This window comes from Coraliomargarita parva (genome assembly GCF_027257905.1).
In the GTDB taxonomy this organism is placed as follows: Bacteria; Verrucomicrobiota; Verrucomicrobiia; order Opitutales; family Coraliomargaritaceae; genus Coraliomargarita_A; species Coraliomargarita_A parva.
Window position 1 is genome coordinate 302,340 of record NZ_JAPZEI010000006.1, and the last position, 24,495, is coordinate 326,834.

The 24,495-nt window shown below is 59.4% G+C and carries 19 protein-coding genes and 1 tRNA gene; 7 read left to right on the forward strand and 13 right to left on the reverse strand.

Translation table 11 applies throughout. The features are described 5' to 3' along the window. Nucleotides 1-160: 160 nt before the first annotated feature. On the reverse strand, nt 161-544 hold the full coding sequence (locus O2597_RS11280; protein WP_269524862.1) for an SET domain-containing protein: 384 nt from the start codon (nt 542-544) through the stop codon (nt 161-163). A gap of 48 nt (nt 545-592) precedes the next feature. Between O2597_RS11280 and O2597_RS11285 the strand changes: the two genes are divergently transcribed. Continuing rightward, nucleotides 593-1,564: a hypothetical protein gene (locus O2597_RS11285; RefSeq protein ID WP_269524864.1), complete on the forward strand. Its 972-nt coding sequence runs from the start codon at nt 593-595 to the stop codon at nt 1,562-1,564. A gap of 15 nt (nt 1,565-1,579) precedes the next feature. Here O2597_RS11285 and O2597_RS11290 read toward each other — a convergent pair whose 3' ends face one another. Together O2597_RS11290 and O2597_RS11295 are read right to left on the reverse strand one after the other, a co-directional pair. Further along, on the reverse strand, nt 1,580-2,572 hold the full coding sequence (locus tag O2597_RS11290) for a glycerophosphodiester phosphodiesterase (RefSeq protein WP_269524866.1): 993 nt from the start codon (nt 2,570-2,572) through the stop codon (nt 1,580-1,582). Between the two features lie 90 nt (nt 2,573-2,662). Further along, the gene (locus O2597_RS11295; protein ID WP_269524868.1) at nt 2,663-3,646 is read right to left on the reverse strand and encodes an A/G-specific adenine glycosylase; all 984 of its coding nucleotides are present in this window, start codon (nt 3,644-3,646) and stop codon (nt 2,663-2,665) included. Between the two features lie 181 nt (nt 3,647-3,827). On the opposite strand from O2597_RS11295, the gene moeB reads away from it, so the two are divergent. Next, nucleotides 3,828-4,952, forward strand: a complete 1,125-nt coding sequence (gene moeB / locus O2597_RS11300) for a molybdopterin-synthase adenylyltransferase MoeB (RefSeq protein WP_269524870.1) — start codon at nt 3,828-3,830, stop codon at nt 4,950-4,952. Nucleotides 4,953-4,974: 22 nt separating this feature from the next. Here moeB and O2597_RS11305 read toward each other — a convergent pair whose 3' ends face one another. Beyond that, on the reverse strand, nt 4,975-6,165 hold the full coding sequence (locus tag O2597_RS11305) for a cytochrome P450 (protein ID WP_269524872.1): 1,191 nt from the start codon (nt 6,163-6,165) through the stop codon (nt 4,975-4,977). 120 nt (nt 6,166-6,285) lie between these two features. Here O2597_RS11305 and rnhC point away from each other — a divergent pair, with 120 nt between their 5' ends. Next, nucleotides 6,286-7,275 (forward strand): ribonuclease HIII, encoded by a 990-nt coding sequence (gene rnhC / locus O2597_RS11310; protein WP_269524874.1) that lies wholly within the window; start codon nt 6,286-6,288, stop codon nt 7,273-7,275. Here rnhC and O2597_RS11315 read toward each other — a convergent pair. From O2597_RS11315 to O2597_RS11350, 8 genes are read right to left on the reverse strand one after another with little or no spacing between them, the layout of a single operon-like run. Beyond that, nucleotides 7,272-8,027 (reverse strand): thioredoxin family protein, encoded by a 756-nt coding sequence (locus O2597_RS11315; RefSeq protein WP_269524876.1) that lies wholly within the window; start codon nt 8,025-8,027, stop codon nt 7,272-7,274. The two genes, rnhC and O2597_RS11315, sit on opposite strands and share 4 nt — an antisense overlap. Further along, a complete protein-coding gene (locus O2597_RS11320; RefSeq protein ID WP_269524877.1) occupies nt 8,024-9,460 on the reverse strand; it encodes a multiheme c-type cytochrome in 1,437 nt (478 codons plus the stop codon). Before O2597_RS11320 ends, O2597_RS11315 begins: the two co-directional genes overlap by 4 nt. Continuing rightward, the gene (locus tag O2597_RS11325) at nt 9,461-10,135 is read right to left on the reverse strand and encodes a DUF4159 domain-containing protein (protein ID WP_269524879.1); all 675 of its coding nucleotides are present in this window, start codon (nt 10,133-10,135) and stop codon (nt 9,461-9,463) included. Then, nucleotides 10,132-13,056 carry a hypothetical protein gene (locus tag O2597_RS11330; protein WP_269524880.1) on the reverse strand — a complete coding sequence of 975 codons (2,925 nt, stop codon included), beginning with the start codon at nt 13,054-13,056 and terminating at the stop codon, nt 10,132-10,134. The genes O2597_RS11325 and O2597_RS11330 overlap by 4 nt, the downstream gene beginning before the upstream one ends. Continuing rightward, nucleotides 13,050-15,251 carry a hypothetical protein gene (locus O2597_RS11335; protein WP_269524882.1) on the reverse strand — a complete coding sequence of 734 codons (2,202 nt, stop codon included), beginning with the start codon at nt 15,249-15,251 and terminating at the stop codon, nt 13,050-13,052. Before O2597_RS11335 ends, O2597_RS11330 begins: the two co-directional genes overlap by 7 nt. Then, entirely contained in the window at nt 15,248-17,344 is a 2,097-nt protein-coding gene (locus tag O2597_RS11340; protein ID WP_269524884.1) for a vWA domain-containing protein, read from the reverse strand. The genes O2597_RS11335 and O2597_RS11340 overlap by 4 nt, the downstream gene beginning before the upstream one ends. Next, nucleotides 17,344-18,321 (reverse strand): DUF58 domain-containing protein, encoded by a 978-nt coding sequence (locus O2597_RS11345; RefSeq protein WP_269524886.1) that lies wholly within the window; start codon nt 18,319-18,321, stop codon nt 17,344-17,346. The genes O2597_RS11340 and O2597_RS11345 overlap by 1 nt, the downstream gene beginning before the upstream one ends. Before the next feature lie 21 nt (nt 18,322-18,342). Then, entirely contained in the window at nt 18,343-19,332 is a 990-nt protein-coding gene (locus O2597_RS11350) for an AAA family ATPase (RefSeq protein WP_269524887.1), read from the reverse strand. Between the two features lie 136 nt (nt 19,333-19,468). Between O2597_RS11350 and O2597_RS11355 the strand changes: the two genes are divergently transcribed. Further along, entirely contained in the window at nt 19,469-20,080 is a 612-nt protein-coding gene (locus O2597_RS11355) for a TlpA family protein disulfide reductase (RefSeq protein ID WP_269524889.1), read from the forward strand. Here O2597_RS11355 and O2597_RS11360 read toward each other — a convergent pair. Beyond that, nucleotides 20,050-22,170: a S8 family serine peptidase gene (locus O2597_RS11360; RefSeq protein WP_269524891.1), complete on the reverse strand. Its 2,121-nt coding sequence runs from the start codon at nt 22,168-22,170 to the stop codon at nt 20,050-20,052. The two genes, O2597_RS11355 and O2597_RS11360, sit on opposite strands and share 31 nt — an antisense overlap. Before the next feature lie 103 nt (nt 22,171-22,273). Between O2597_RS11360 and O2597_RS11365 the strand changes: the two genes are divergently transcribed. From O2597_RS11365 to tuf, 3 genes are all read left to right on the forward strand, one after another. Further along, complete coding sequence (locus O2597_RS11365) at nt 22,274-22,969, forward strand: ribonuclease HII (RefSeq protein ID WP_269524893.1); 696 nt, start codon at nt 22,274-22,276, stop codon at nt 22,967-22,969. A gap of 155 nt (nt 22,970-23,124) precedes the next feature. Further along, a tRNA-Thr gene (locus O2597_RS11370) sits at nt 23,125-23,199 on the forward strand. A gap of 46 nt (nt 23,200-23,245) precedes the next feature. Beyond that, nucleotides 23,246-24,436 (forward strand): elongation factor Tu, encoded by a 1,191-nt coding sequence (tuf, locus tag O2597_RS11375; RefSeq protein ID WP_269524895.1) that lies wholly within the window; start codon nt 23,246-23,248, stop codon nt 24,434-24,436. Nucleotides 24,437-24,495: the final 59 nt, after the last annotated feature.

A 24,495-nucleotide genomic window follows, 5' to 3' on the forward strand; every position in this document is an offset into this window, starting at 1 on the left:
GTCGTAAACGGAGGACGGTGGAAACCTGTAATCGTCGGAAAACCCTATGTGGTTTCAGCAGGTGGGCAAGTTCCGATATATTTCGGCATGGAGGACATTTTTGCCCTATACGGCTCATGCCGGCGCGCCCTGTATGCGCGGCTCGACCCGGCGGGAAGGCTCACTCCCAGTAGTCGTCGCCGTAGTTGAAGAAAATTTCCTCGCCGGGCTCGATCGTTCCCAGTGCTTCGAAACGGGCGCTTTTCCAGCGTGAGGACACGATGAGGAAGGCGTTGGGCGCATCGCTGTGGTTGATGAAGCGGGTGTAGTTGGATTCGGGGCCGACGCCGTCGATGATGTGGGTCCGGCAGACCCACAGGATGTAGGCGGAGAAGGGGCGCTCGGGGTCGTGAAACTCATCCTCGCTGATGATCTTGCCTGTGTAGTAGCCGATCGTGTCGCCTTCCTCGATGCGTACTTTGGAGAAGAGCCCCCGTCCCGCGCCCTCGATTGTCGAGGTGCGGATCTCAAAATGTTCTTCGTTCCAGGTCTTTAGTTTCGGCATTTGGAATGGAGTTGCTATTTACTCGGTCGTATCTAGGCAAGTCGACATATGCAAATTGCGAGCCGATTGCTTCGGCGCACCCTCAATCTAAGCCTCTTTTTCCTCCCTGTCTGGGCCTATGGACTGCAAATCGAGTCGACGGCTCCGGGAGCGGTCAGCCTTTCCTGGCAGTCGGTTTCCGATCTGCAATATCGTCTCTATACCACGGATGATTTGTCGCAACCCCGTGAGAACTGGGAACAGGTCGGTAACTGGTGGGCCGGCAACGGGGGCAGCTTTACAATGAATGAGTCAGCAGGTGGGCCATTCAAATTTTATACCCTCGAGTCGAGAACCGAGTTCCTGATCGATGCCTCCAGTGCGGGCTACAGTACGGTGGGCAATCGCTGGACTTACCTGGTGAATGACAGTCGTGAATCGGGTACCTATACGGCGACCTATGAGGTTGAGGGCATCCAGACTGCGCCTCCGGATGGGGATGATCGCGAAGTCATCCGTGTTCGGGCCACCCGGGCGGATGATCCGGATTGGGAGCAATTGCTCTATGTTCTGAACGATTTCTCGGGAGGGCTCTACCAGGTCGGTGGGGTCAGCCCACCGACTGAGTTCGGACCGACTGACTATTACAATTCCGATGCTGCCCCCTTGCTCTTGAACCAATTCGTGCCGGGCGCTGAAGTCGATGCGGATTACACGAGTACCTTTTACGGGGCCGTGGCTAATACGATCCGGCATGAGCCCACGACTTACCTCTTGCCCGGAGCGACTGAGCTTTCCCAGGCCATTCAAGTGACTTCGGTCTTTACCGCGCGGATTACGGTGCAAAAGAAGGTCGGTTTTTTGACCTTGAATCTCGCGGTGAATATCACTTCCACGACGGTCGATATCTATGTTGAGGGGGTGGGGCTGGTCAGTAAGGTCGTTGATGTCAATGCGGTGCCAGTCAAGTCGGACTACCGTGAATATGCCCAGTATATCGATGTCATTGCGACCCTGCAGAGCTACAGTATCAACGAGTAGGTCCTGGCTCTATTGCTACTGTACGCTCAATCGATCCGGCCTGTAGCCGTTACGGGGGACGGTCACGGGATCTGAATTTGCTCCCCGAGAGGGGAACTCCATTAGCTGCAGGTTGACCAGCAGTCGGGACCACCAGTTTTCGCCCCAGAGTTGGTCATGCCTGTTCTGGTGGACCAGATAGATGCCGTCGTCGAAATTCCAGAAGATGATGGTCTTGTTCGGCGGTTTGAATTTAAGCAGGTTTTCCAGATTGCGGAAATTGGCTACGTGGAGCATGAGGTAGTCGGCTTCGGACTCGCTGAAGTCCTTGTAGAGCCGTTGGGTCAGGCCTTCGAAATGGAGGTAGGTTGACGAGGTGATCCAATAGATCTGGCCGGTCGGGATTGTCGGGTAATTCACATTGATGTAATGGATGACCTCCGGTTCGATCGAGCTGACCATCACATCTTTCTCGCGACCGCGCGCACGGATGTCGGCAATCAATGCGTCAGCCAGGCGCTGGTCTTCCGCCGCGTCACCTTGGGACTTGATCTCGATGTTGAGCTTCTTGTGCAGGACATCCATGACTTCGGAGTAGCGTGCGATCTGCCCGTCAGTCAGAAAGGCGAGTTCCTCATAGGTCGAGTTGTTGATACTGCCAAGCTTGCGGAAGATCCGTAACAGCAACTGGTCATGGAAGACCACGATTTCACCGTCTTTTGTGTACTGGACGTCGAATTCAATGAAGGCATAGCGGGGGTCGGTTTCCGCCGCCTGAAGTGCGTCCAGGGTGTTTTCCAGATAGTCGAGCGATGCGCCGCGGTGGGCCCCGACGGTGCAGCGGTAGCGCGGGATACTTTCCGGATTTCGTCCTATTTCATGCTCCATGACCTCGCTGAGCGGGCGCAGGTACACCGGCATCGGGGTGGCCAGCGCAATTGCGGCGAAGAGTAGCAGACAGGCGCAAGCAAACAGCAGGGACCTGTTGCCCTGTGCCCTCTGATTCGTTGTCCGTGTGTCCGTTTGCATGTTTGTGGCAGGCAAAATGTATCTGTTTCCTTTAATTAAGCGTACTCAGGGCAGTTAAATCAAACCGCCTTTAGCTTTTGGACGTCAGTTTTATGCGGATTTGTTGCCGTTGGCCAGTAGTTCCCGGATCCATCGACGGTGCGGGCCGGACAAAGTGATGGTTTCGACTGCCTCAATCGGGACCCATTGGTGCTCGCTTGTGAGCGTGACGCCTTCGGCCGGCAAGCGGAATATCTTTTCCCGTATGCGGCGGTGGGTGATCGAACGTGTTTTGGTGGCAAGCGGTTTACCTGACGGAGCGAGGCCCAGGTCGAAGGCCTTGGGCAGCTCGTATTGACCCGCCAGTTGCTTGGCATCCTCGGGAATGCGGTGGAGAAGCACTTGACCCTCATGACAGATCCAAACGCGCTCGATTTCGACCTGTTCGGTGGCTTTGCGCTGGATTTTCGGGAGGCTGTCCTGGTTGCCCCGTGCTGCGGATTCGCAGAACCGGAACACCGGGCAGACCGTGCACATCGGCTTTTGCTTCAGGCAGACGGTGGCTCCCAATTCCATCATGGACTGGTTGTGGTCGCCCGGATTCTCCGAGTTGAGGACGGCCTCGGCCAGTTCGGTGAAAGCCTTGACCGCCTCGCCGTTGTTTTTGAAGACGCGTTCGTCGTTCGTAAGCCTCGCGAGTATCCGGACCACATTGCCGTCCACCACCGCAGTCGGATGGTTGTGGGCGATCGAGCTGATTGCGGCCGAGGTGTAGGGGCCGATGCCCGGCAGTTGGCGCCATTCTTCGGCGCTCACCGGTTTCGGGTCCATCGCCACGTAGTCCTTCGCCAGTTGGTGGAGGTTGCGGGCGCGGCTGTAGTAGCCCAGTCCTTCCCAGTGTTTCAAGACCGCTTCGGACGGGGCGTCGGCCAGGCTTTCGAAATCGGGAAAACGCTTCATCCAGCGTTCGAAGTAGGGCAGCATCGTCTTGATCTGCGTCTGTTGTGCCATCAACTCGGATACGACCGTGCGGTACAGGCTCGGTTGGGTCCGCCAGGGCAGGGGGCGCCGGGCTTCGGCGTACCACGCAGCCATGGCGTTTTGAAAGGCGTCTCTGTCGCTGCGGATGCGCATCGTCCTGCAAGCTGTCCAGTCGCTCGCGCTTGTCCACTCCGAATCAGACTTGCTTCATCCATTTGGGGAAGGCGGCTTGGACTTAGTTTGGGATTCGACCTCCGGCGTGTTTTGAGCTATCTCTCTGGACAAGCTAGCTAATATGGAACTCTCGCCTTCTGAAATTCTGCGCTACCAACGCCACCTGAGCCTGCCCGGATTCGGGGAGACGGCCCAGTTGAAACTGAAGTCGGCCAGCGTGCTGGTTGTCGGTGCCGGCGGTCTGGGCTGTCCGGCACTCCAATACCTGGCAGCCGCAGGTGTGGGCACCCTCGGCATTGTGGATGACGACCGTGTCAGCCGTTCCAACCTCCAGCGGCAGATTTTATTTGCCGACGCGGATGTGGGCCTACCCAAGGCCGAGGTGGCCGCAGCACGGATCAAGGCGATGAACCCTGATATCGAAGCGGTGCCGCAGGTCCTGCGCTTGAGCGAGGCAAATGCCATGGAACTGGTGCAAGCCTACGATCTGGTCCTGGACGGTTCGGATAATTTTCCCACGCGCTACCTCGTCAACGATGCCTGTGTGCTTGCGGGCAAGCCATTGGTCTATGGCGCGCTCTACACCTTTCAGGGACAGGTCAGTGTCTTTAACCATGAGGGCGGACCGACGTATCGCTGCCTCTTCCCTGAACCGCCGAATCCGGAGGATGCTCCGAATTGCTCGGAGATCGGTGTCCTCGGTGTCTTGCCCGGCCTGGTCGGGACCATTCAGGCGACAGAGGCGATCAAGGTACTCACCGGCATCGGTCAGCCCTTGTCGGGCAAGTTGTTGATCTTTGACGCGCTCAAGATGGAACAGACGGTGGTCCGCTTTCAACGTGTGCCGGAGCAGGCCGAAGTGCACACATTGAAGGCGATCGAGTATGCGAACATTTGTACGCCGGACGTACCTGAGCCGCTCATCTCGGCCTCCGAGCTGGCGGCGCGTCTTCAATCTGGCGGCCTGCAATTGATCGATGTGCGCGAAGGCTGGGAACGCGATCTTTGTCAGATTGGTCCTTCGGTCCACCTCCCGCTGGCGGAAGTCCTCGACGGTCTGGCCGATCCCGCTGTGGCGGGTCTGGATCCCTCGCAGCCGACCTGTGTGTACTGCAAGGGCGGTGTGCGCAGCATGAAGGCCTTGTCTGTTTTACAGGAGCGGTACGGCTTTCGCGAGATCCTCAGCCTCGACGGTGGCATCCTCGCTTGGGCCGAGTCGGCCGATCCGTCGATGGCGCGTTATTGAGCGTGTTGTGGCTCTGGCAGGTCTATTTGCCGGTGCGCAGCATCAATTTCTCCAGCCCGTGGAAATGGTAGAGGTTGGCATAGCGGGGGGCCTCGGCCAGTGCCAGGTTTGGGCAGCGTTGGAAGAGGATGGGCAGCGCGATCCGCAATTCGAGGCGGGCCAAGGGCGCGCCGATGCAGAAATGCGCGCCGGAGCCAAACGAAAGGTTGGTTTTGACCGGGCGTGACGGGTCGAAGCGGTCCGGGTGCTCCCATCCTTCAGGATCGTGGTTCGCCGATCCCAGCAGGCAGGCCACCGGATCGCCGCGCTTGAATGTGCGTCCGGCGATCTCCGCTTCCTCATGCGCGTAGCGGACAAAGAAGTGCAGCGGGGGATCGTAGCGCAGGATTTCTTCAACCGTGCCTTCCACCCGTTCCGGGGTGAGCCAGTGCGCCGGATCGCCGTGGCGGAGCAGCGCGAGCACGCCGTTGCCGAGGGTATGCACCGTGGCCTCATGTCCGGCATTCAGCAGCAGGATGCAGGTGGTGATCAACTCAGCCATGCTGAGTTTCTCCCCGGCTTCTTCCGCCGCCAGCAGCTCCGAGATCAGGTCGTCGGCTGGACTCTGACGCCGTTCGTCCGCGTAGCTGCGGATATAGTCGGCGAAGTCTGCTGTCGCCTGGGCTGCGGCGTCTTCGATCTGTCGGTCCCTTCGGGCCTGATACATCGCAACCATGGTGTTGGACCAGTCGAGCAATTGAGGCGCCATGGCTTCGGGGATACCGAGCAGGCGTGTAATGATGATGACGGGCAGTTGGGCCGCGTAGCTGTGGATCAGGTCGAACGGGGCATCTGCCGGAATGGCGTCGATCAACTTGTGCGCCACGGCTTCGATCTCGGGGGCCAGGCCGGCGATGCGGCGGGAGGTGAAGGCCCTCAAGACCAGCCCGCGCAGGCGCTTGTGCACGTCGCCGTCGAGTTCGAGCATGGAGTGGGCCTCCACTTCGTAGAACGGCGCGAGATGTTCCGGGATCTCCGGCACCAGTTCCGGGGGACACTGGCGCCCGAAACGCCGGTCCCGAAGGAGCGCGTTAACCAGTTCGTAGGAAAACGCCGCCGGCATGCCGTATTCGGTCCAGTCGTGGAGCGGCCCTTCCCGCCGTAGTGCCGCATATCTGGGATATGGATTTTGCACAAAACCGGGATCGGTCGGTGATTGAGAGATCGTTGCCATGATTGTTTCGGCATTTCAGCAAGTCGGGGACCGTTTCGGGCGGACCAGGCAGAATTCGTTTCCTGACTTGTCGCCAGTGGCATAAGCGTATGGACTGCTGCGCTTCCGCTCTTAACACCAATGCCCAAGAAGAAAAAACAACAGTCCGAAGACGAAGGTCCCAAGCAGAAGTCCATGTACACCATCAAGCTCGACGATGAGCAGATGGACAAGTTGGCGGACTATCTGGAAGCGGGAAACAAGGGGCCTTGGTTCCATTACGACGTGGCCTATTCACTTTTCGCCTTCAAGGGGGAGAAGGTCAATGTGGTCGGTTACCAGAGTGGAAAGTTGGTGGTGTCCGGGAAAAAGACGGAAGACTTCGTGCGTGATATTCTGGAAGCGGAAATCACCGGGGAGGCCAAGCTGGGCTACGACGAGGTGCACCATCCCGAATGGTTTGAGCTGCATGCCGGCTGTGATGAAAGCGGGAAGGGTGACTTGTTCGGACCGCTGGTCACGGCTTGCGTGGTGGCGGACGGAGATATGGTTAGGAAGTGGATGGAATTGGGAGTGGCCGATAGTAAGAAGCTGACCGACGGTAGCATCCTGAAGCTCGACAAGGAGATCCGTAAGACCAAGGGCGTGGTGCTCAAGACGGCCTTTGCCCGCATGCCGAAATACAACGAGCTCTACAATAAGTTCGACCGTAACCTGAACAAGCTACTGGCCTGGTACCACAGCAAGTCGCTGATCCAGGCCCTTGACGAACGGCCCGCCCCCTGGGGGTTGCTGGACCAGTTCACCAAGGAGAAACTGGTCGATGCCTATGTGAAGGACCGGAAGGATTTCAAGCTGATCAGCCGTACCAAGGCTGAGTCCGATCCTGTGGTGGCTGCGGCCTCCATCGTGGCCCGGGCGGTCTATGTGCGCGAAATGAAACGCCTCTCGGAAGAGGCCGGTGAAGAACTGACGAAAGGCGCGAGTGGCAAGGTCCTCGCCCAGGCCAAGAAAATCGTCGAGGAAAAGGGTGCCGAGGCGCTCTCGAACTTTGCCAAGATGCATTTCAAAACCGCCTACGAGGCACAGGGCAAGGAACCGCCGGCCAAGCCGAGCTGGTATAAGTACTAGTCCTGCTTGAGGACGCCTCTCTGTATTGCGGAGCGGTAGGCTTCGCACTGCCTTGTGCGTTCCGATTCACTCGCCCAGGCATCCAGCGGGGTGTCCTCGGTACTTAAGGCACGGGCCACACGCACGCGGACTTGCAGGTCCCGGTGCAGGATGCCTTGAGCCAGTAAGCCGGGTGCTTGTTCGGCCAGTGCTTGGACTTGCCGGTCCAAGCTTGTCGACTGTGCTTCGGTCAGGCTTTCGCGCATCGCTAGAAGCGTGAACAATGCCTGCACGGCTGCCGCATTTTCCGGTTGGTCCCAATTGCCTGTCGCTTTCCTCAGCATCTGTTGGCTGGCCTCGTATTTCGCCTGGGTGGCGCGTTGGCGCGCCAGCTGGTCCATCGCCATCACCCGGGCGTCTTGCAGCCACTGCACCATCTGGTCGCCGTCCTTGAATCCGGAAGTGCGGACCAGGGCTTGTGTGCCTTCGCTGTCGCTGATGATGAATGTGGGGATGGAGCTGACCGACCATTTGCGCGCCGTTTCCTTTTCCGCGTCGATGTCGATCTTGGTCAATGTGTATTGTCTCAACTCGCTCTGAACCGCGGGGACCGGCCAGGTCTGTTGCTGCATTAGCTGGCAGGGACCGCACCAATCGGCCGTGAAATAAAGCAGGCGCAGTTTGGCTTCGCCGGTTTCGGCAACGAGCGGACAAAGCGCATGGAGGATGAGCAGCACAGCCAGGCAGGCGGTCAAATGAAGTTTTCGTGTCATTGCTTCCTTTCGTCGGTGACGGCAGTCAGGGAGAGTCGATCGGCTTGCCGTCCATGGGCGATGTCGGGCCAGAAGAGATCCCATTCAAAGGGGCGGCTGAATTCACCGTAGTGGCAGCTGCGGCAGTCTGCTTCGGCCAGCGGGCGGAAATGGAAAGTGACCGGCAGGTTCTTGCTGCGTTCCTCGACATGGCGGCTGCCCGGACCATGACAGCTCTCACAGCCGACGCTGACGAGTTTTTCGTGCCGGTAGGCACGGCGGTAGCCGGACTCGGTGCCGAAGCCCACGGTGTGGCAGCGAATACAGTTCGGGTCGGCATCCGCATTGTTGTGGACCAAAGTTTCCCATGCCTTTGCGTGCCCGCTTTTGCGCCAGACCGAATAGTCCTCTTGGTGGCACGCGATGCAGTTCTCCGTGCCGACGTATTCCGCGGCTTGCCGCACACCGGGGATGCGGTCTGCATCGAGCTTGCCGGGGTCGTCGATGTCGAGCTCCGCTGTGCGTACCAGATCCCGGTAGTTGTTGGCGAGCGAACGAATCTGTAGGGATTCCGGAATGTCCTCATAGAGCAGTTCCGGCTGTGCGTTCAGCACCTTTATGTCCGCACGTTGCCGCTCGGGGATGCGTTGGGTCGAAAAATCAATAAGCCCGATCGTGCGGGACTCGTTGGCCACGTAAAAGACCTGGGATTGGTTGATGTGGCGCGTGTTCCCGGAAGGTTGGCTTACATCGCCGCCGAGTATGAAGTCGGCTTCGTAGTATTCCTCAGCATAATGCCGTAGCCTGTTTTCGTTGGCGAAGGCGAGCAGGATTAGCAAGTCGCAGTCCTTACGTAGCTTCGGGAGCAGTTCGCGCAATATCTGGTCCGGGTCTTCCACTCGCAGGCCGGAACCCGAGGATTGGCCATGCATCGATGCCGGGTCAATGATTCCGGTAATGATGACTTTGGTTCCGGATAGATCGCTTACTCTATAGACCGGCAGGAGGGGGGAGTCGCTTTCCGTGTCAATCAGGTTGGCGCTGATCAGCGGCGCGTCCGTCCTATCGTGCAGCTCCTTGAGAACCTCGGCGGATAGCTGGGCTTCGCGGCCGCCGAGATTGAGTGCGTCGAACTGCATCAATTGGAATGCTTCGAGGATGTGAGCGTATTCCATTTGGTGGTAGTCCTCCGTGCCACGGATGGCATCGCCGACATCCAGTCGCAGCTCATTCTGTTTCTTGTTCGATCCGATTCGCGTATGCAAGCGGGTCATTCCGCCCAATTGCCCGGTGAAACACCCGCAGGGAACCAGTCGTCCGCGGATGTCTGCGGTCAGTACGATCCGGGCGAGCTTCGCTTGGTCGCCGCGCCCGCAACCTGAAACGAAGGCCAGCAGGAGCAGGCAGAGTAGAGCGAGTATGCGGGCAATCTGGAATGGGCTCTTGGAGCGCATCTAGTAAATGGTTGCGTAGGTGAAAATGTTGACGTTCACGAGGGCAGGATTGCGGATCTCATTGCCACCGCAGCAGCAACAGCCTTTCGCGTTTTTCACGTCGTTGAGACCTTCAACGGAATAGACCATCACCAGTCGGCCGTTGATATGCATGCCCTGCAGGAAGACCGGTTTGCCCTTCTTGTCCACGAGCTTGTCGATCTGGTTGATCATGGAAAAGATCGGATGGCTCATGGGGATTTGGGCCAGTTCTTCTTCCGGCAGGCAAAGTGCGATTTCACGACGCAGGGAACGGTCCCAGTCCGCATTTGAACAACTCGGGCTGGCTAGGATGAAGCCGCCGGATTTGAGATACGTGCGCAGGTTCTCACGTTCTTGCTCGCTCAGGTTGAAACTGCCTTCGCCGGAAAAGATACAGAAGGGGAGGTCGAAGAGGTCGGGAGACGAGAGATCGACCGGTACGAAACTGTTGCCAACCTCCAGATGCGTGGTCTCACGTATGGTCTTTAGAAAGCGGTCGGCAAAGCAAACGGAACTCTGTTGTTTCCCGTAGATCAGGTTGCCGACCTGAAGTTGAGCGAGGTCACTCGCTTTGGCCCGGGGTGCTTTGCCCCGGCACAGGAGGGGCATTAGGCTGAGGCAGACGATGAAGACGGCGCGGGTCAATCGGGTCATTGGTTTTCTTCGGTTATCTTTTTAAAGTAGGCATCGATGATCTGGTCCTTTTCCATGAAAAGGCTTTCCGATTGGGCACTGGAACTGCGACGTTCCGTCTCCTGCATTCCGGTGAGGGCTTCCGGGTCCTCGTAGGTATGGCTAATGACGGAGTCGCTGCTTCCGTTTCCGATACCGCCGCCTTGGCTATTCTGGCTCGCAGTGCTTTGGCCGTCGGCTGCAAGCGACTCGTTGCCGTGTAGTTCCGGGCCCTGGGGACTGGATACCGAATAGCCGCTGGCCAGACCGGAGCCTCTTTGTCCGCTGCCGGACTGTCCGAGCATGGAGCTGGGTATCGAATAACGCATTTGCATGTTTTCAAGCATCTGCTCGAAGGTGTTGCCCGCACCCCCATTGGGTCGTTGAGCCGATAGGGCGCGGTCGAGTTCCTGGCTCATTTCTCCCATCGAGCCGTTGCACTGGGAGAGCAGGCTTTGCATCGCCTCGGCGGTGGCCTGCGAAAGCGCGGCGCTTTTGGGGCCGGAGCCGGCGAGCATGGACTGTGTGGACTGCTTGCTGAGTTGAGGCAGCCGTACCTGCTCCATCGCATCGGCAAAGTCACGGGAGCTCTGTGCCGCTTTTGGAAAGTTCTCCGCGCCGGCCTCGGCATCCTCTCGCATCTTCTCCGCCAGCAGCTGGATCTCTTGGGAGATGCGTTCCTGTTCGGCGGCCAGGTCCCTCAATGCAAGTTGGTCGGCGCGGGAGAGACGTTCCCCTCGGTCGTAGGCGGCGACTTTTCCGGCCAGCTGCGCCTGCTCCCCGGCGAGTGCGGCAAAGCGATTGAAGTTCTTCACCATCTCGTGAAACCGGGCCATGTCCTGCATGGTCTGGCTGGCTGCTTCGGTGGACTCCTGCCCGGCGCCGAGTGCTTCCTGTTGGCGTTGCAAGGCCTCGGCAAAAGCCTGAAGGGCTTGCGCTTGCTCCTCCGGACTCATCCCCGCCGCTTCTTGCATTTGTTTGCTGATCTGCTGCCCTGCATACCGGTTGCGGGCCGCGGCATCGTAGAGCTTCTCGGATTCCCGTTTGAATTGCTCCTGGAAGTTGCGTTCCACATCATACAAGGGTTGGTCGCGTATCGCTTCGTTGAGCGATTTTGCCAGCTGGTCCAAGTTGCTATTCAGCGCTTCCTGTCGTGCCTGCAGTTGCTTGAACTGTTCCATGATGGCGTCGCGTTCCGCATCTGTCTTGGCCCCTTCGAGCTGCTTTTGCAGGGAGCTCAGCGCTTCCCGAATCGCAGCTTGTTCGGACATCAAGTTCTCGAACTCTGCCCGGATGCTTTCATACTTGCGGGCGATGCGTGCCATGTCCGCCTCGCGGCGTAGCATGTTGTTGTAGTCGGCGACCGTGATGGCGGCGATCTGCACCAGCCCGCTCCGGCTCATCTGTGGCTCGGGTGCATTGTCAATCACCTCGGCATAGACGGTGACCACATCGCCGGCTTGAACACCGACCTGACTGAAGTCGAGTTCCCATGTGTGCTTGAGGTTTCGCTGCTTGCCGCTATCCGCCGTGATGGTTTGGGGCGGACTGAAGATTCCGTTGATTGCGCGATGCACCCGCAATTCCTGCAGCCCGTAATCATCGTAGGCTTCAATTTGGACGTTCAGGGAGGCATCGAGTGCAAGAAAGGCGGATTGCTCGGGCTGCGTGACATTCACGGCGGGAGGCCGGTCTGTGAGGAGGAAGAGTGATCCTTTCGGGCTGGTGTCCGAGTCCAGCCCATCCTCATCCGTGATCTTGAAGTTGAATCCGATGCTCGCCTCGGCGGTAAATTGAGCGATGGCTTCGTGCTCCTTCCCGGGGCGCATTTGGATGGTCTTCTCGCTCGAGCTATCGAGTGGGCGGGAGAGGGTGAGGCTGCCGCCGGCCAGGGGCCGGTTGGAATGCGCGATGATCTCGATGCTCGATCCGGCCAGCGCTTTCAATTCGGTGAACCGGTAGGGGCGGCGCAGGGCGGGCAGTTTCGTGTAGGCCGGGGGCGTGACGATGACTTCGGTTTCAAGCAACTGCGGTGTGAGGTGCACTTGGACCTGGCGTTCCTTGGTTCGCGCCCGGCCGGTTGCAGTTTCCGCCACGAGTGTGAGCGCTTCGGTCACTTCCGGGATCTGTTGGACGTAGCCGTCTTTGCCACGGTCCAGCATGCTGATTTGGTACACTTCCTCCGGTCGTTCGCTCGGCCAGTAGATCAGGTTGACTTGACCTGGGTTGTGACCCTTGACGCCGACCTGGACCTTGAGTGACTGCCCATAGACCACGGGTGCCGCATCTTCTCCTGGAAACTCGATGCGGAGTGCGGTCAGTGAAAAGGGCGGGTGGTCGCCGTAGGGATCCAGCAACCGGGGCAGCTGGGCTTTTACTACAGGCCAGGCCAGGATACAGGCGGCCACGCCAGCCAGACTGACGTAGGCAAAGCGTTCGAAACGCTTGGATAGCTGCGGCAGTTTGACGGTGCGCACCAGTTCGTGGCGGCTTGCGGTTCCGGCATGCGATTCGAGGGCCCGTTGCGCCAGCATGCGCGTTGTTTCCCGCGTATCCTCGTCGCTTGTGGTGGCTTGCAGGTCGAGGAAGTTGATCAGGCTCGAGCCCAGGGTGGGATCGCTTGTTTCCAAGTGACGAGCGATGCGACGTGAATTGACCTTCCGGATACCGCCGTACCAAAGCCCCCAACATGCCAGTACGAATCCCAGCCCGATGGCTGCCAGCAGCATGGCCAGGCGTGTGGACGGGCCGAAGCGGAAAATAAGATCCAGCAGTAGGAACAGGCAGACCAGTAGCGCATACAGCGGAGTGATGCGCAGGCCCAGGCAATAGGCTTCCAGACGTCGCAGCTTTGCCCCGGCGCGTTCCAGATTGTGAAGGACCATCCGTTCGTTATTCAACATAAGCCCCAGCGTCTCCTTAGCAGCCAATCCATACCCAATAGTCCTGTAATCAAGAGTGCAAGCCAGGGACTGTCCCATGTCGGTTCACGCTGCTTGAGCGGTTCGGGTTCCTCCCGTACGAGGAGTTCCTTGACCAGGGCCTCGAGCTCGTCCGGTCGGATGATGCGCCCTCCGCTCAATTGGGCCAGGCGTTCGAGATACGGCCGGTCGACCGAGACCTCGCTGCGCTCCTGGTCGTCTTGGTAGACGGCGAAGCGTAATTCCTTGGCTTCGCCGTTTGGCAAGGTGAGTGCCGCACGGTAGAGCCCGGGAACTTCGGGGGTATAACTGGCATTCAGTCGGTAGTCCTTGTCGGATGGCGCGAGGACGATCCGGTCGACCGGGTCCTTCTTGCCGGACTTGTAGATCTCGACTTCCAGGCCGGCGGGAAGCTTGTCCGCCTGCGAGGTCGTCATTCGCATGTGAAGGCTTTGTCCTAGGGAGAGGTTCGCGGTGTTCAGGAGGACTGCGTATTCGCTTCCTGAATACGCATTGCGGCCGGAGATCATCCAGAGGATGAGGTTGTCCCAGAACTGGTCGAAGATCGATGCGCTTTGGGGTATCTCGTCATGAAACCCGCTTCGCCACAAGCCGGTGCTGGAGATGGACATGACTTGGCCTGTTCCTGCGCGTCGGTGCGCCATGGCTACGAGAGGTTCGCTGCCGTTGTCGAGCTGCGTGCTGGCCAGGACGGTGGTGAGCTGCTTGGGCGCGCCTTCCTGGTTGGCGAAGAGCGCATGCAGTTCCCGCCCGCCGGCCTGCCGGTCCAGCAGTTCGAACGGAGGCAGGCTGCGCCCGGCGCGGACGACCGCCAGTTCGGCAAATCCGTGTACGGTTTCGCCCCAGTCGACAGGGGACAGGGCGTCGATGACCTTGGCATCCTGCATGGGTTGCCCCCGCGTGAAGATCAGGTTGCCGCCATAGTTCTGGACGTAGTCGGCGAGGGCTCCCTGTCGATCGTGGTCCAGCAGGCGTTCCACATGTCGTCCCAGTAGAATGCAGTCGTATGCGTCGAATTCCTGTGCGCTTCGGGGGAGCGTGAGTGGGCCCAGAGTGTTGTCTTTCCGCAAGGCGATCTGTTTGTCGCGAGCCACCGAAGCCATGCTGTCGATGTTGAATTTCTCGTTCGACCAGAGGGTGCGCTGGGTGAAGTTTGTATCCCAATAGGGGGAGCCTTCAAGGATGAGCAGGTTGATCTTCTTGTTGGAAACATTGAGGAAGGTGATTGCCTCGTTGTTCGCATCCGTGACCTCGTCCTGAACCTGCGACAGGCGGAACTCGTAGGCGTACTGCCCCGGATCCTTTTCCATAACTTCAAAGCTTTCGATTCGTTGCAGTTCGTCTCCGACCGCAACCTGGCGCTGGGCGATCTGCTTGCCGTCCCGGTAGAGCTCGAGAACGAAGTCCTCATACTCGCAGCCGATCAGGCGCAGTGCGACGTCGATCCGTGCGTGTTGGCCGGCGAAAACATAAGGCTTATAGCTGGCGATTTGGATCGAGGCGTCCCGGACGGTGTGCTCGCTGCCGACCGGAAGAATATAGAGGGGGCAATGGCGGGCCTTGGCCTCCAGTGCGGTTCGGGCCGGATTGACCAGTTCGAAGTCGTGCCCGTCGGTCAAGAGTATCAGGGCGGCGAGGGCCTGGCCTTTGTGTGCGGCGTTCAGCATCCCCCCCAGGCTGTTATGGAAGCGGGTGTCATTCCCGTCCGCATTCAGCGATGACAGCGCGGCGGCCGGTACCGCCCGGGCGGATTCGTCGAAGCAGTAAAAATCCAGCCCGGGATAGGCGGGCTCCTCGTCCACGATGAGCCTGGCACGGTCGATCTGCCGGCGTGCTTGGTCCAGGCGTGCCTCTTGGCCATCGTCCATGTGTTGCATGCTGGCGGAGGTGTCCAAGCCGATGACGACGCGTTGCTCCAGTAATTCGACCCGTTTGGCGACTTCCTTTTGAGGGTTGAGGAGCAGGTAAAAGACGGCACTTAGCCCCAACAGGCGAAAGAGGCAAAGGACGAGGCAGCGCGTACTGCCGGTGGTCCGGCGGTCCCGTGCATAGACTGCGAGTGTCGCCCCCGCGAGCAGCAGACCGAGCAGGAGCAGCAGCGCCGGCGGCAGTACCGGGTCGTAAAAGATCTGTGTTGTTTCGACCACCGGGTTCATTCTTTCGTGGTGACTCCGGGGGTGTGATGGCGGATCAAGGCCTGCAGGCAGATCTCTAAAAGCGCACAGGCAAGTGCGGCGGCTACGAACCAGTGAAAGACAGGGCGCCCCAGCGCGGCCGTCTGGTAGTCGGTACCGACGCGCTCCACAAAGGCTTCCGCTTCGGATGCATTATTGCGCTCCGGCAGGGTCGACATGTCAACCGGGCGCAGGTCCGCCTCTTCCGGGGGCAGGTTGACCGCAAAGGCTTCGGCCAATTGCCGGCGGTTTACCAGTTGATAGAGTCCGGGCTGGTTGGCCGGGAAGCTGACACTGGCACGGCTGCCAGTGACTGTTACCTGAGTCGAAACCGGTTGTCCGCCGGGATCTTGAAACTGGCTGTGGCTGATCTCTTCACGCCAGACTTCGGTGACGATCTGGTCGCCCACCTGGTAGTGGATCGGGGCGGAGCCGCCGCCATGGAAAGCCGCCAGGATGGACTGCGTCCAGACCGGGAAAAAGCGTTGCTTCACGAGGTTGCTGGCTTCCGGGGCGGGGGAGAAATTCACCAGGAGGATTTGCCCGAGTCCGTGTTCCTGCAAACTCAGGGCCGGGCTGCCGTCGTCGAAGTAGAGTAGAGTCTCGCCGGTCCCGGTGCGTGCGGCGGCAAAGTTGTCGTAGACTTCGAGCAGCCCCAGGTCCTGTCGCCGTGTTCCCGAAAACAGCTTGAGGAAAGGGGAGTCGAAGTTCCCGCGGATGACCCGTTTGGCCGCGCTTAACTGGTCGCTTTCCATCCAATCGCCCAGCTGCAGGGCCATACCTGCTTCACCGATCGCAGCTCCCAGTTCGCTCAGGCTTTGCGGATCGGCCGGACCGTTGAGGTACCAGACCAGATTGCCGCCGGCAAAGAGGAATTCGGCGATTTGCTTGGCCTGGTCGGGGTGGATCGGGCCGGAGTTGGAGATGAATAGTTTGCTGACGGAGGCCAGATCGGCTTCGGACAGTGTCTCGCTCGTGACTTGTCGCGGGCGGACCGATCCGGCGCTGCCGGGATAGGGGTTGAGGGCGGCTTCGAGGTAGCGGGCCGTTTGTAAGGCTCCTTCCTCGCCGGAGGTCACGAGCAGGATTTCCTCCTTTTCCTGAATATCGAGAACCGCGAAGAAATGGTCGTCGGCCGCAAGCGCATCGCCCGGGATTTGCAGTTCCAGCACATGCTTGCCGGTTTCGGGAAGTACCAGCGGAATCTCGAATTGGCTGACGGAGTTGGGAGCCACGTAGACCGGGTGCTGGCCGATCGGACGGCCGTCGAGCAGCAGGGTGACGGTTTCGTCCCGGGCTGTGCCGGAGTAGTTGGCCAGCTTCGCTTCGATCCGGGCCATGCTCCCGGACACTGATTCGCCCGTGAGCTGGAGTTCGATGAGCGCCCGGTTATCCCGTACCCTTGCACCGACATCGACAAAGAAGCTGCGTGATTGAGGGGGCAGGGGGCGAAAGTCGACATTCGACCAGTCCGAGCGTTGAAAATCGGAAAGGTAGTAAATTTCAATCTCGACGCCGTCTTCCGCCGGGATACCTGCGAAGCTTTGGTTGGCCAGGCTGAAATCCGCTCGGCCCACACCGGGAGGGGTGGACATTATGAATTCGCGGGCTTGCTGGATATCCAGCCCGGGCTGATGGAACGCCGGCTTTGACTCGTGGCCGACACGGATGACATTCACCCGGTCGCCCTCCCGAAGGGTTGCTAAAATTCGGGCCCCTTCGCTCATGGCTTGTTCACGTGCGGTCGTTCCGCCGTGCTTATGCTCCATGCTCACCGAATGGTCCAGCAGGATGAGCACGATGCGTTGCGCCTCATTGGGCACGGCGCCACGGCGGTGCAGCAGCGGTTGAAGGAAGGCGAGGAGGAGGCAGGCCAAGAGGCAGGTGCGGGTTAAGAGCAGGAGCCAGTGACGCCAGCGGTAGATTGCCGCGCTGCGGGTCAGGCTGACCTTGAGCAGCCGGATCGAGGGAAAACGGTAGGGTCTGGAAGAGCGGCGGCTGAGCAGGTGGATCAGCAGCGGCAGCGCCAGCATCGGGATTGCGAGTGCGAACAGGCCTGGGTTGAGAAAAGACATCAGGCGAGAATGCTGGGGGGGCGCTTGCCCGCGTTCAGGTAGGCTTCCAGTCCGGAATGCAGGGGGGAGTTCGGGTTGACCAGGTGGTGGAAAAAGTGCCGGCGCACGGATTCGTCGCCCAGGCGGCGGATCACATCCTGTATGCGCTGCATGTAGAGCTTTCGGATTTCATCGATGTCGGCGCGCACCCGTTCATGGTTCTCCATGTCGATAAACTCGACTGCGGCGGAACGTGGCAACTTGAGCTCGTCCGGGTCGAGTATCTGGTAGAGCTGGATCTCGAATCCACGGTGACGGAAATGCCCCAGCGCATCGAGCACGGCATCCAGGTCGTCATGGAAATCCGAGATCAGGACGAGGCGCCCGCGGCGGCGGAAGACTTCGGCGCAATTATGCAGCGCGGTTGCAAGGCTGGTACTCTGTGCCGGATAAACGCTTTCCAGCATCTGCAACAGATTCTGCAGGTGCAGTCGGCTGCCGCCTGCCTTGCAATAATTACGGAGTTCCTTGCCGACCAGTCCGAGCGCAACTTTGTCCCGCTGGCGGACTGCCAGGTAGGCGATCGCGGCGGCCAGTCGTGCGGCATGGATGAATTTGGGCATGCGTCCGGAGCCTCCGTAATTCATGGAGGCGCTGACGTCCACCAGTAGGTAGATGGCCATGTCCGTTTCTTCTTCGAACCGGCGGACATAGAGGCGCCGGGAACGGCCGTAGACACGCCAGTCGATGCGGCTCACATCCTGGCCCGGGGAGTATTCGTGGTAATCCGCGAAATCGCTGGATGACCCCTGGAAGGGGGACTTGTGTCGTCCGCTGAGATGGCCTTCCACTCGCATCTTGGTAAAGGTGTACAGGTTCTTGTAGCGTTCGAGCTCGGACGGGCTGAGGAGCGGAAAGCGTTTGCCGGGGGGCAGCGGTGGTGTCCGGACGCGCCGGCCGCCGGAGACCGTATGCAGGATGAGCTTGTTCGGGTTCATCACGAGAGGATGGCGCCGGTCTTAAGCGTAAGTCGGCTCTTTCACCGCTTCGACCAGGTGGGTAATGAGCTTACGGGCGCTCAGGCCCTCCCCGGTGGCTCGGTAGTTCGGTACGATACGGTGCTGCAGGACGGCATGGGCCACCGCGCGGACATCCTCCGTTTCCGGGGCGGCCCGACCTTGGAGGAGTGCGCGGGTCTTGGCACCGATGATCAAGTACTGCGAGGCGCGCGGTCCGGCGCCCCATTCGATGTAGTCTTTGGATAACTGGGGCGCGTTGGGCGAGGAAGCGCGGGTGCTGGCCGCCAGTTCGACGGCGTAGGCCAGCACGTGTTCACCGACCGGCATGGCGGCTGCCAACTCCTGGATCGCCACGATCTCCTCCCGACTGGCGACCGAGGCGACCGATTGAAACTGGCCGCAGGTCGTGCGTCGCACGATCTCTTTCTCATCCTCGAGCTCCGGATACTCGATGTAGAGGGAGAACATGAAGCGGTCGAGTTGCGCCTCCGGTAGAGGGTAAGTGCCTTCTTGCTCGATCGGGTTCTGGGTCGCAATGACGAGGAACGGGTCCGGCAGCGGGTGGGAGACTCCGGCCAGGGTGACACGCCGCTCCTGCATGGCTTCGAGCAGGGCGGATTGCGTCTTCGGTGGTGTGCGGTTGATTTCGTCGGCCAACAGCAAATTGGTGAAGATCGGACCTTTCTGGTGCTCGAAGCGCAGATGGCGGTTTTCGTCCTCTTGGATCAGCTCGGAGCCTAGGATGTCCGCAGGCATCAGGTCCGGGGTGAACTGGATACGTTTGAACTCAACTGCCAGCGCGTCGGCCACGCTCTTAGCCAAGAGGGTTTTGGCCAGGCCGGGAACGCCGATCAGGAGGCAGTGGCCTTTTGAAAAGAGGCTGACGAGTAGAAGCTCGATGATGGCATCTTGTCCCACGATGACGGGGGCAAAGGCTTCGCGGAGTCGTTTGTAGGTTTGGGTGGCAGTTTCAAGCGAGAGATCAGGCATGATTCGGAGCTAACGTACTCAAGAGAATGGGCAAGGCTTATCGGGGGCAACGGGTTGCTTTCACGCTTTACCGGGGCTATGGTCCGGTCAAGGGAGCTTGGTTGACATTCCTTTCGCTGAACATAAGAAGGTTTGAATGAAAAGCTTTGTTCTGATCCTCGCCCTGCTCTCGCTCACGATCTCCATGCCGGCTCAAACCTCGGACGGGGACTTTTCCTTTGCTTATGAGGGGAATGCTCAGAAGCGGGAGCGATTGGCTGACCTGCAGGGGAGTTCCCAGCCACCGGCGCTGGAGTTGTCCGCCTGGTTGAATTCCGAGGGCTTCTCCCTTGAGGATTTGAAAGGCAAAGTGGTGGTCTTGGACTTCTGGGCGACCTGGTGTGGCCCCTGCATCGCCAGTATACCCAAGAACAACAAGCTGCAGGAGCGCTTTAAGGATGAGCTGGTTTTGATCGGTATTTGCAATCCCCGCGGTGCGGAGAACATGGAGCAGGTCGTGCAATCAAAGGGGATCCGTTATCCGGTCGCGGTTGATCCTGAAGGTGCGACCATTGAGGCCTACGGTGTGAACGGCTTTCCCGACTACTATATCATTGACCCAAACGGTGTCCTGGTTGTTGCGGATTGTACCAACAGCCAAGTGGCGGCCGTGGTCGAGCGCTTGCTGGCGAAGGTACCGGAGCCGGCCTTGCCGCAAGCCGATGCATCGCAGGACGCTCAGTCCTCCAGTTCGACTTCCAGCTTGTAGAAGCGCTGGCTGGAGGCACTGGCATCGGGGTCCTGTACTTCGATGGTGCCGCCGGTGCCTGAGAGGTCTTCGGCGAGGATTTCCCAGCTGTCGGTCTCCAGTGATTCGCTCCAGAGCACCTGGTAGTTGCGCCCTTCCAGGCTGTTGATGTTGAGGCTGAATCCCTCGCTGCTGTAGCTGCTGCTTTCGATCCCCTTGTATTGGCTCGCGGTGGTGGCATCGGTCCCGACGATGAATTCCGCAAGGTTGCTCAAGCCGTCGCCGTCACTGTCGCCTGTGTCGTCGTTTTCCAGGCTGTCAAAGGCGTCCTGCTCCCACCAGTCCGGAAGGCTGTCGCCGTCGCTGTTGACCATGTCGGGTAGGTTCAAGATGCCGCCGGTGACGGACTTGCCGGAGTGGCTTGCGACGGTGGTGACCTTGTCCAGGATGCGGTCGATGCGCGCCGACATGCTCTCGTCCGGGAAATTCCATGCGGCCAGCGCAACGGCACCGGTGACGTGCGGCGTCGCCATCGAGGTGCCGCTCAGGTATTGGTAGGCTTGGCTGCTGTCGCTGTAATTGGCCACGCAGCCGCTCTCCGGCAAGCTGTCCAGAATGCTTTCCCCGTCCGATTGGGTCACCGCCACCGCCGGGATCCAATCAGCATCGGTATTCAGTGTCCAATAGCTGATCGGGCTGGCGAGCTCGTTGGTATTGTTGTAAATGATGGCGGCCACGGCTCCGGCATTCATGGCATTTGTCACTTTTGTGGAGAAGGTCAGGGTGCCTCGCTCGATCAGCGCAATATTGTCAGCGACCTCGTCGGGAAAGTCGGCTTCGTAGCCGAGTCCGCAGTCGTACACGGTCCCGCTGACTCCCTCCGTGCCGGTCTGACCGCTGTACTCGATTTCGGCGGCCGAGTAGCTCGTGCCGTCGATCGTCACCGTGCTTGTGGTGCTCAGTTGGTCCTCGGGCATGGTCGAATAGATGTTCACGCCGGGTGCTGCGAGGTCGACGGAGTCCGCGCCGTAGTTGCTGAAGGAGGCCAAGCCGTTGCTCTGGTTGCTGGCTGCGATGGAAAGGATGTTGCTCTGTGTGTAGGAGGCCGGGTAGCAGGGGGTGGTTTCCAGGTCTTCTCCGTCGTTGCCCGCAGCCGCGCACAGGATGATGCCGGCGGCCTCCATGGCGTCGATGGCTTCGCTTTCGGCGGTGGATGCGGTGCTGCCGCCCAGCGATGCGTTGATCGCGACGATGTTGACGCCGCTTTCCTTGAGCGCGACGGCATATTCGAGCGCTTCGACCAGATCGGAGGTGTACATGTTGCCCGCATCATCCTCGATTCGTAGCGGGAGTATCTGTGCGGGGTAGCAAACTCCGATGACTCCTGTCGTGTTGTTCCCGACCGCGGCGATTGTGCCGGCGACATGCGTGCCGTGACCGTCATTATCGGAGACGTCATTGCTCTCGTCGGCAAAGTTGTAGCCATTTACGTCGTCGATATAGCCATTGCCGTCGTCGTCGATGTCGTTGTCTGCGATCTCACCGGAATTCGTCCAGATGTTGTCTGCCAGGTCGGGGTGCGTGATATCCACGCCGGTATCGACCACGCCGACGACGATGCTTTCGGATTCGTAGCGGGAGAGCGTCCAGGCCTCCGGAAAGCCGATGTCGGCCCCGCTGGTTCCGGTCGTGCCGTTGACCGTCTGGCCTGTGTTTTGCAGCGCCCATAGCTTTTCGAAGTCGCTGTCGTCGGGGCTGAGGAAGGGCCTGCGTATGTAATTGGGCTCTACATAGAGGACATTCTCCTGGGAACCGAGGGCTTCGATGAGCTCTGCCGTGCTGCGGTTTGAGTCGCGTACGAGGGCGCAGACGGGGAGGGCGCTGTTGTCTTGCGCTCTGGGTTGATTGAGGTGTCTACTTAGTTCCAAGTCCTTGGTGATGAGTATATTACTCGCTTCAGTGACGCTGATTCCGTCCTTGAACCGGATGATGACTTCACCCTCGGCGTAAGGCGGGTTGCTGGCATTGAGTTCAATTCCGAAGGCTGCTTGGAGGGTGACGCTGATGCCCAGACAGAAGGCAGGGAGGCATGGTCGTTTACTGGCGAACATTTCATTCGTATCGTCCCGGATGCCTCCGAAGTTGCGAAAACGGGCTTGGAATCGGCGAAAAGGGGCTTGTCCTGGCGCTTCGGGCCGACTTTCTACATACATCTTGAACGCGCTGCAGCAACACGACCGGGCCTTGCTGGCTGAATGCGACTGGCTTGTCGGTATCGATGAAGCCGGGCGCGGTGCCTTGGCCGGGCCGGTCGTGGCGGGGGCCTGCGTGCTGGGACCGGGCTTTTTTGAGGATCCCTCCGTTCTGGAGCGCAGTGCCCGGATCAACGATTCCAAACAGTTGTCGGCGGCGGCACGCGAGTCGCAGTATGACCTTCTTCTGCAGCTGCGTGAGGAAGGGCGGCTTGATTTTGAAGTGGCTTCCGGGTCGGTCGGGGAGATCGCTACGCATAATATTCTGGGGGCTACGCGTCTGGCTATGCGCCGGGCGGTGGAGGCCCTTGCGGCCCGGGCCCGGGCCTGGTCGCTGCCGGAGGCCGCTGCGGCGGGTCCGCTCTTTGAGGGCTGTACCGGGGTCAAGCTCATCGTGGACGGCCGGCCTCTGAAGCCTTTTCCTTATGTCCACCAGGGGATTGTTAAGGGGGACGGGCGCTCGATCTCGATCGCCATGGCCAGTATTGCGGCCAAAGTGCTCCGGGATCGCGAGATGTGCTTGCTGGACCGTAAATTTCCGGCTTATGGTTTCGTTCAACATAAGGGCTATGGGACCACTTCCCACCGGCGTGCCTTGCTGGCTGAGGGCCCGTCCACAGTGCATCGTGAGGCCTTTCTCCGCAAAATATTATCCTAGTGCTCGGAGACGGGGGTGAGGCGTGCCGTTTCGGGCCCGTATTTTTTTTAAATAAGTATTGACTGACTCTGGGCCGAATATCACTTTCGCGGGCTTTCTCAAAATTCAACCCGCTTGCGACGTTGAAACCCGGCTCTTTACAGATTCTCCAATGCGCCCTTGTAGCTCAGTGGTAGAGCGCATCCTTGGTAAGGATGAGGTCGGCGGTTCAATCCCGCTCGAGGGCTCCATCTACCGTAAATCACATCAATCTCTCATAACTAAATAACACCAACCATGGCTAAGGAAACATTCGAAAGAACAAAGCCGCACGTTAACGTCGGCACGATCGGTCACATTGACCACGGTAAAACCACCACGACGACTGCGATCCTCAAGGTCCAGTCCGACAAGGGTCTTGCCCAGTTCAAGTCCTATGCGGATATCGCAAAGGGTGGTACGGTCCGTGACGCGACCAAGACTGTGACCATCGCTGTTGCTCACGTGGAATATGAGACCGAAAATCGCCACTACGCACACGTGGACTGCCCGGGTCACGCTGACTTCGTGAAGAACATGATCACTGGTGCTGCTCAAATGGACGGCGCTATTCTGGTTGTTTCCGCTGCTGACGGCCCCATGCCGCAGACTCGCGAGCACATCCTTCTTGCTCGTCAGGTTGGTGTTCCGACCATCGTCGTTTGGCTCAACAAGGTTGACCTTCTTGATGACGAAGAGCTCCTCGAGCTGGTCGAAATGGAAGTTCGTGACCTCCTTTCCAAGTACGAGTACCCGGGCGACGATATCACCATCGTTCGTGGTTCCGCTACTGCTGCCCTCGAAGGTAAGCCGGAAGGTGTTGAAGCGATCGGTAACCTGATGGCTGCTATCGACGCCGACATCGCCGAGCCGACCCGCGAGACTGACAAGCCTTTCCTCATGTCTGTGGAAGACGTCTTCTCCATCACCGGTCGTGGTACTGTTGCTACCGGCCGTATCGAGCGTGGCTTGATCAAGGTTGGTGAAGAAGTTGAGATCGTCGGTATGACCGACACTCAAAAGACCACTGTGACTGGTGTCGAAATGTTCCGTAAGCAACTCGACCAAGGTATGGCTGGTGACAATGTCGGTCTTCTTCTTCGTGGTGTTGACAAGGACGCTATCGAGCGTGGTCAAGTTCTGGCCAAGCCGGGCTCCATCACTCCGCACACCACTGCTAAGGCTGAGCTTTACGTCCTGAGCAAGGATGAAGGTGGTCGTCACACTCCGTTCTTCAACGGCTACCGTCCGCAGTTCTTCTTCGGTACTGCCGACGTGACTGGCATCATCAAGACTCCGGAAGGCGTCGAAATGGTCATGCCGGGTGACAACCTCACCGTTGAAATCGAGCTGGGCAAGTCCATCGCTATGGAGCCGGGCCAACGCTTCGCCATCCGTGAAGGTGGCCGCACCATCGGTGCCGGTCGTATCACTGAGGTCGTCAAGTAAGCCTCGACCAGCTTGTAATCCAGTTTTGCCGAGGGCCCCACGGGTCCTCGGCTTCACTG

Bases quoted from the DNA above. Each gene is read 5' to 3' on its own strand.
- O2597_RS11280 (WP_269524862.1), bottom strand. From the start codon at position 544: ATGCCGAAACTAAAGACCTGGAACGAAGAACATTTTGAGATCCGCACC.
- O2597_RS11285 (WP_269524864.1), top strand. From the start codon at position 593: ATGCAAATTGCGAGCCGATTGCTTCGGCGCACCCTCAATCTAAGCCTC.
- O2597_RS11290 (WP_269524866.1), bottom strand. From the start codon at position 2,572: ATGCAAACGGACACACGGACAACGAATCAGAGGGCACAGGGCAACAGG.
- O2597_RS11295 (WP_269524868.1), bottom strand. From the start codon at position 3,646: ATGGCTGCGTGGTACGCCGAAGCCCGGCGCCCCCTGCCCTGGCGGACC.
- moeB (WP_269524870.1), top strand. From the start codon at position 3,828: ATGGAACTCTCGCCTTCTGAAATTCTGCGCTACCAACGCCACCTGAGC.
- O2597_RS11305 (WP_269524872.1), bottom strand. From the start codon at position 6,165: ATGGCAACGATCTCTCAATCACCGACCGATCCCGGTTTTGTGCAAAAT.
- rnhC (WP_269524874.1), top strand. From the start codon at position 6,286: ATGCCCAAGAAGAAAAAACAACAGTCCGAAGACGAAGGTCCCAAGCAG.
- O2597_RS11315 (WP_269524876.1), bottom strand. From the start codon at position 8,027: ATGACACGAAAACTTCATTTGACCGCCTGCCTGGCTGTGCTGCTCATC.
- O2597_RS11320 (WP_269524877.1), bottom strand. From the start codon at position 9,460: ATGCGCTCCAAGAGCCCATTCCAGATTGCCCGCATACTCGCTCTACTC.
- O2597_RS11325 (WP_269524879.1), bottom strand. From the start codon at position 10,135: ATGACCCGATTGACCCGCGCCGTCTTCATCGTCTGCCTCAGCCTAATG.
- O2597_RS11330 (WP_269524880.1), bottom strand. From the start codon at position 13,056: ATGTTGAATAACGAACGGATGGTCCTTCACAATCTGGAACGCGCCGGG.
- O2597_RS11335 (WP_269524882.1), bottom strand. From the start codon at position 15,251: ATGAACCCGGTGGTCGAAACAACACAGATCTTTTACGACCCGGTACTG.
- O2597_RS11340 (WP_269524884.1), bottom strand. From the start codon at position 17,344: ATGTCTTTTCTCAACCCAGGCCTGTTCGCACTCGCAATCCCGATGCTG.
- O2597_RS11345 (WP_269524886.1), bottom strand. From the start codon at position 18,321: ATGAACCCGAACAAGCTCATCCTGCATACGGTCTCCGGCGGCCGGCGC.
- O2597_RS11350 (WP_269524887.1), bottom strand. From the start codon at position 19,332: ATGCCTGATCTCTCGCTTGAAACTGCCACCCAAACCTACAAACGACTC.
- O2597_RS11355 (WP_269524889.1), top strand. From the start codon at position 19,469: ATGAAAAGCTTTGTTCTGATCCTCGCCCTGCTCTCGCTCACGATCTCC.
- O2597_RS11360 (WP_269524891.1), bottom strand. From the start codon at position 22,170: ATGTTCGCCAGTAAACGACCATGCCTCCCTGCCTTCTGTCTGGGCATC.
- tuf (WP_269524895.1), top strand. From the start codon at position 23,246: ATGGCTAAGGAAACATTCGAAAGAACAAAGCCGCACGTTAACGTCGGC.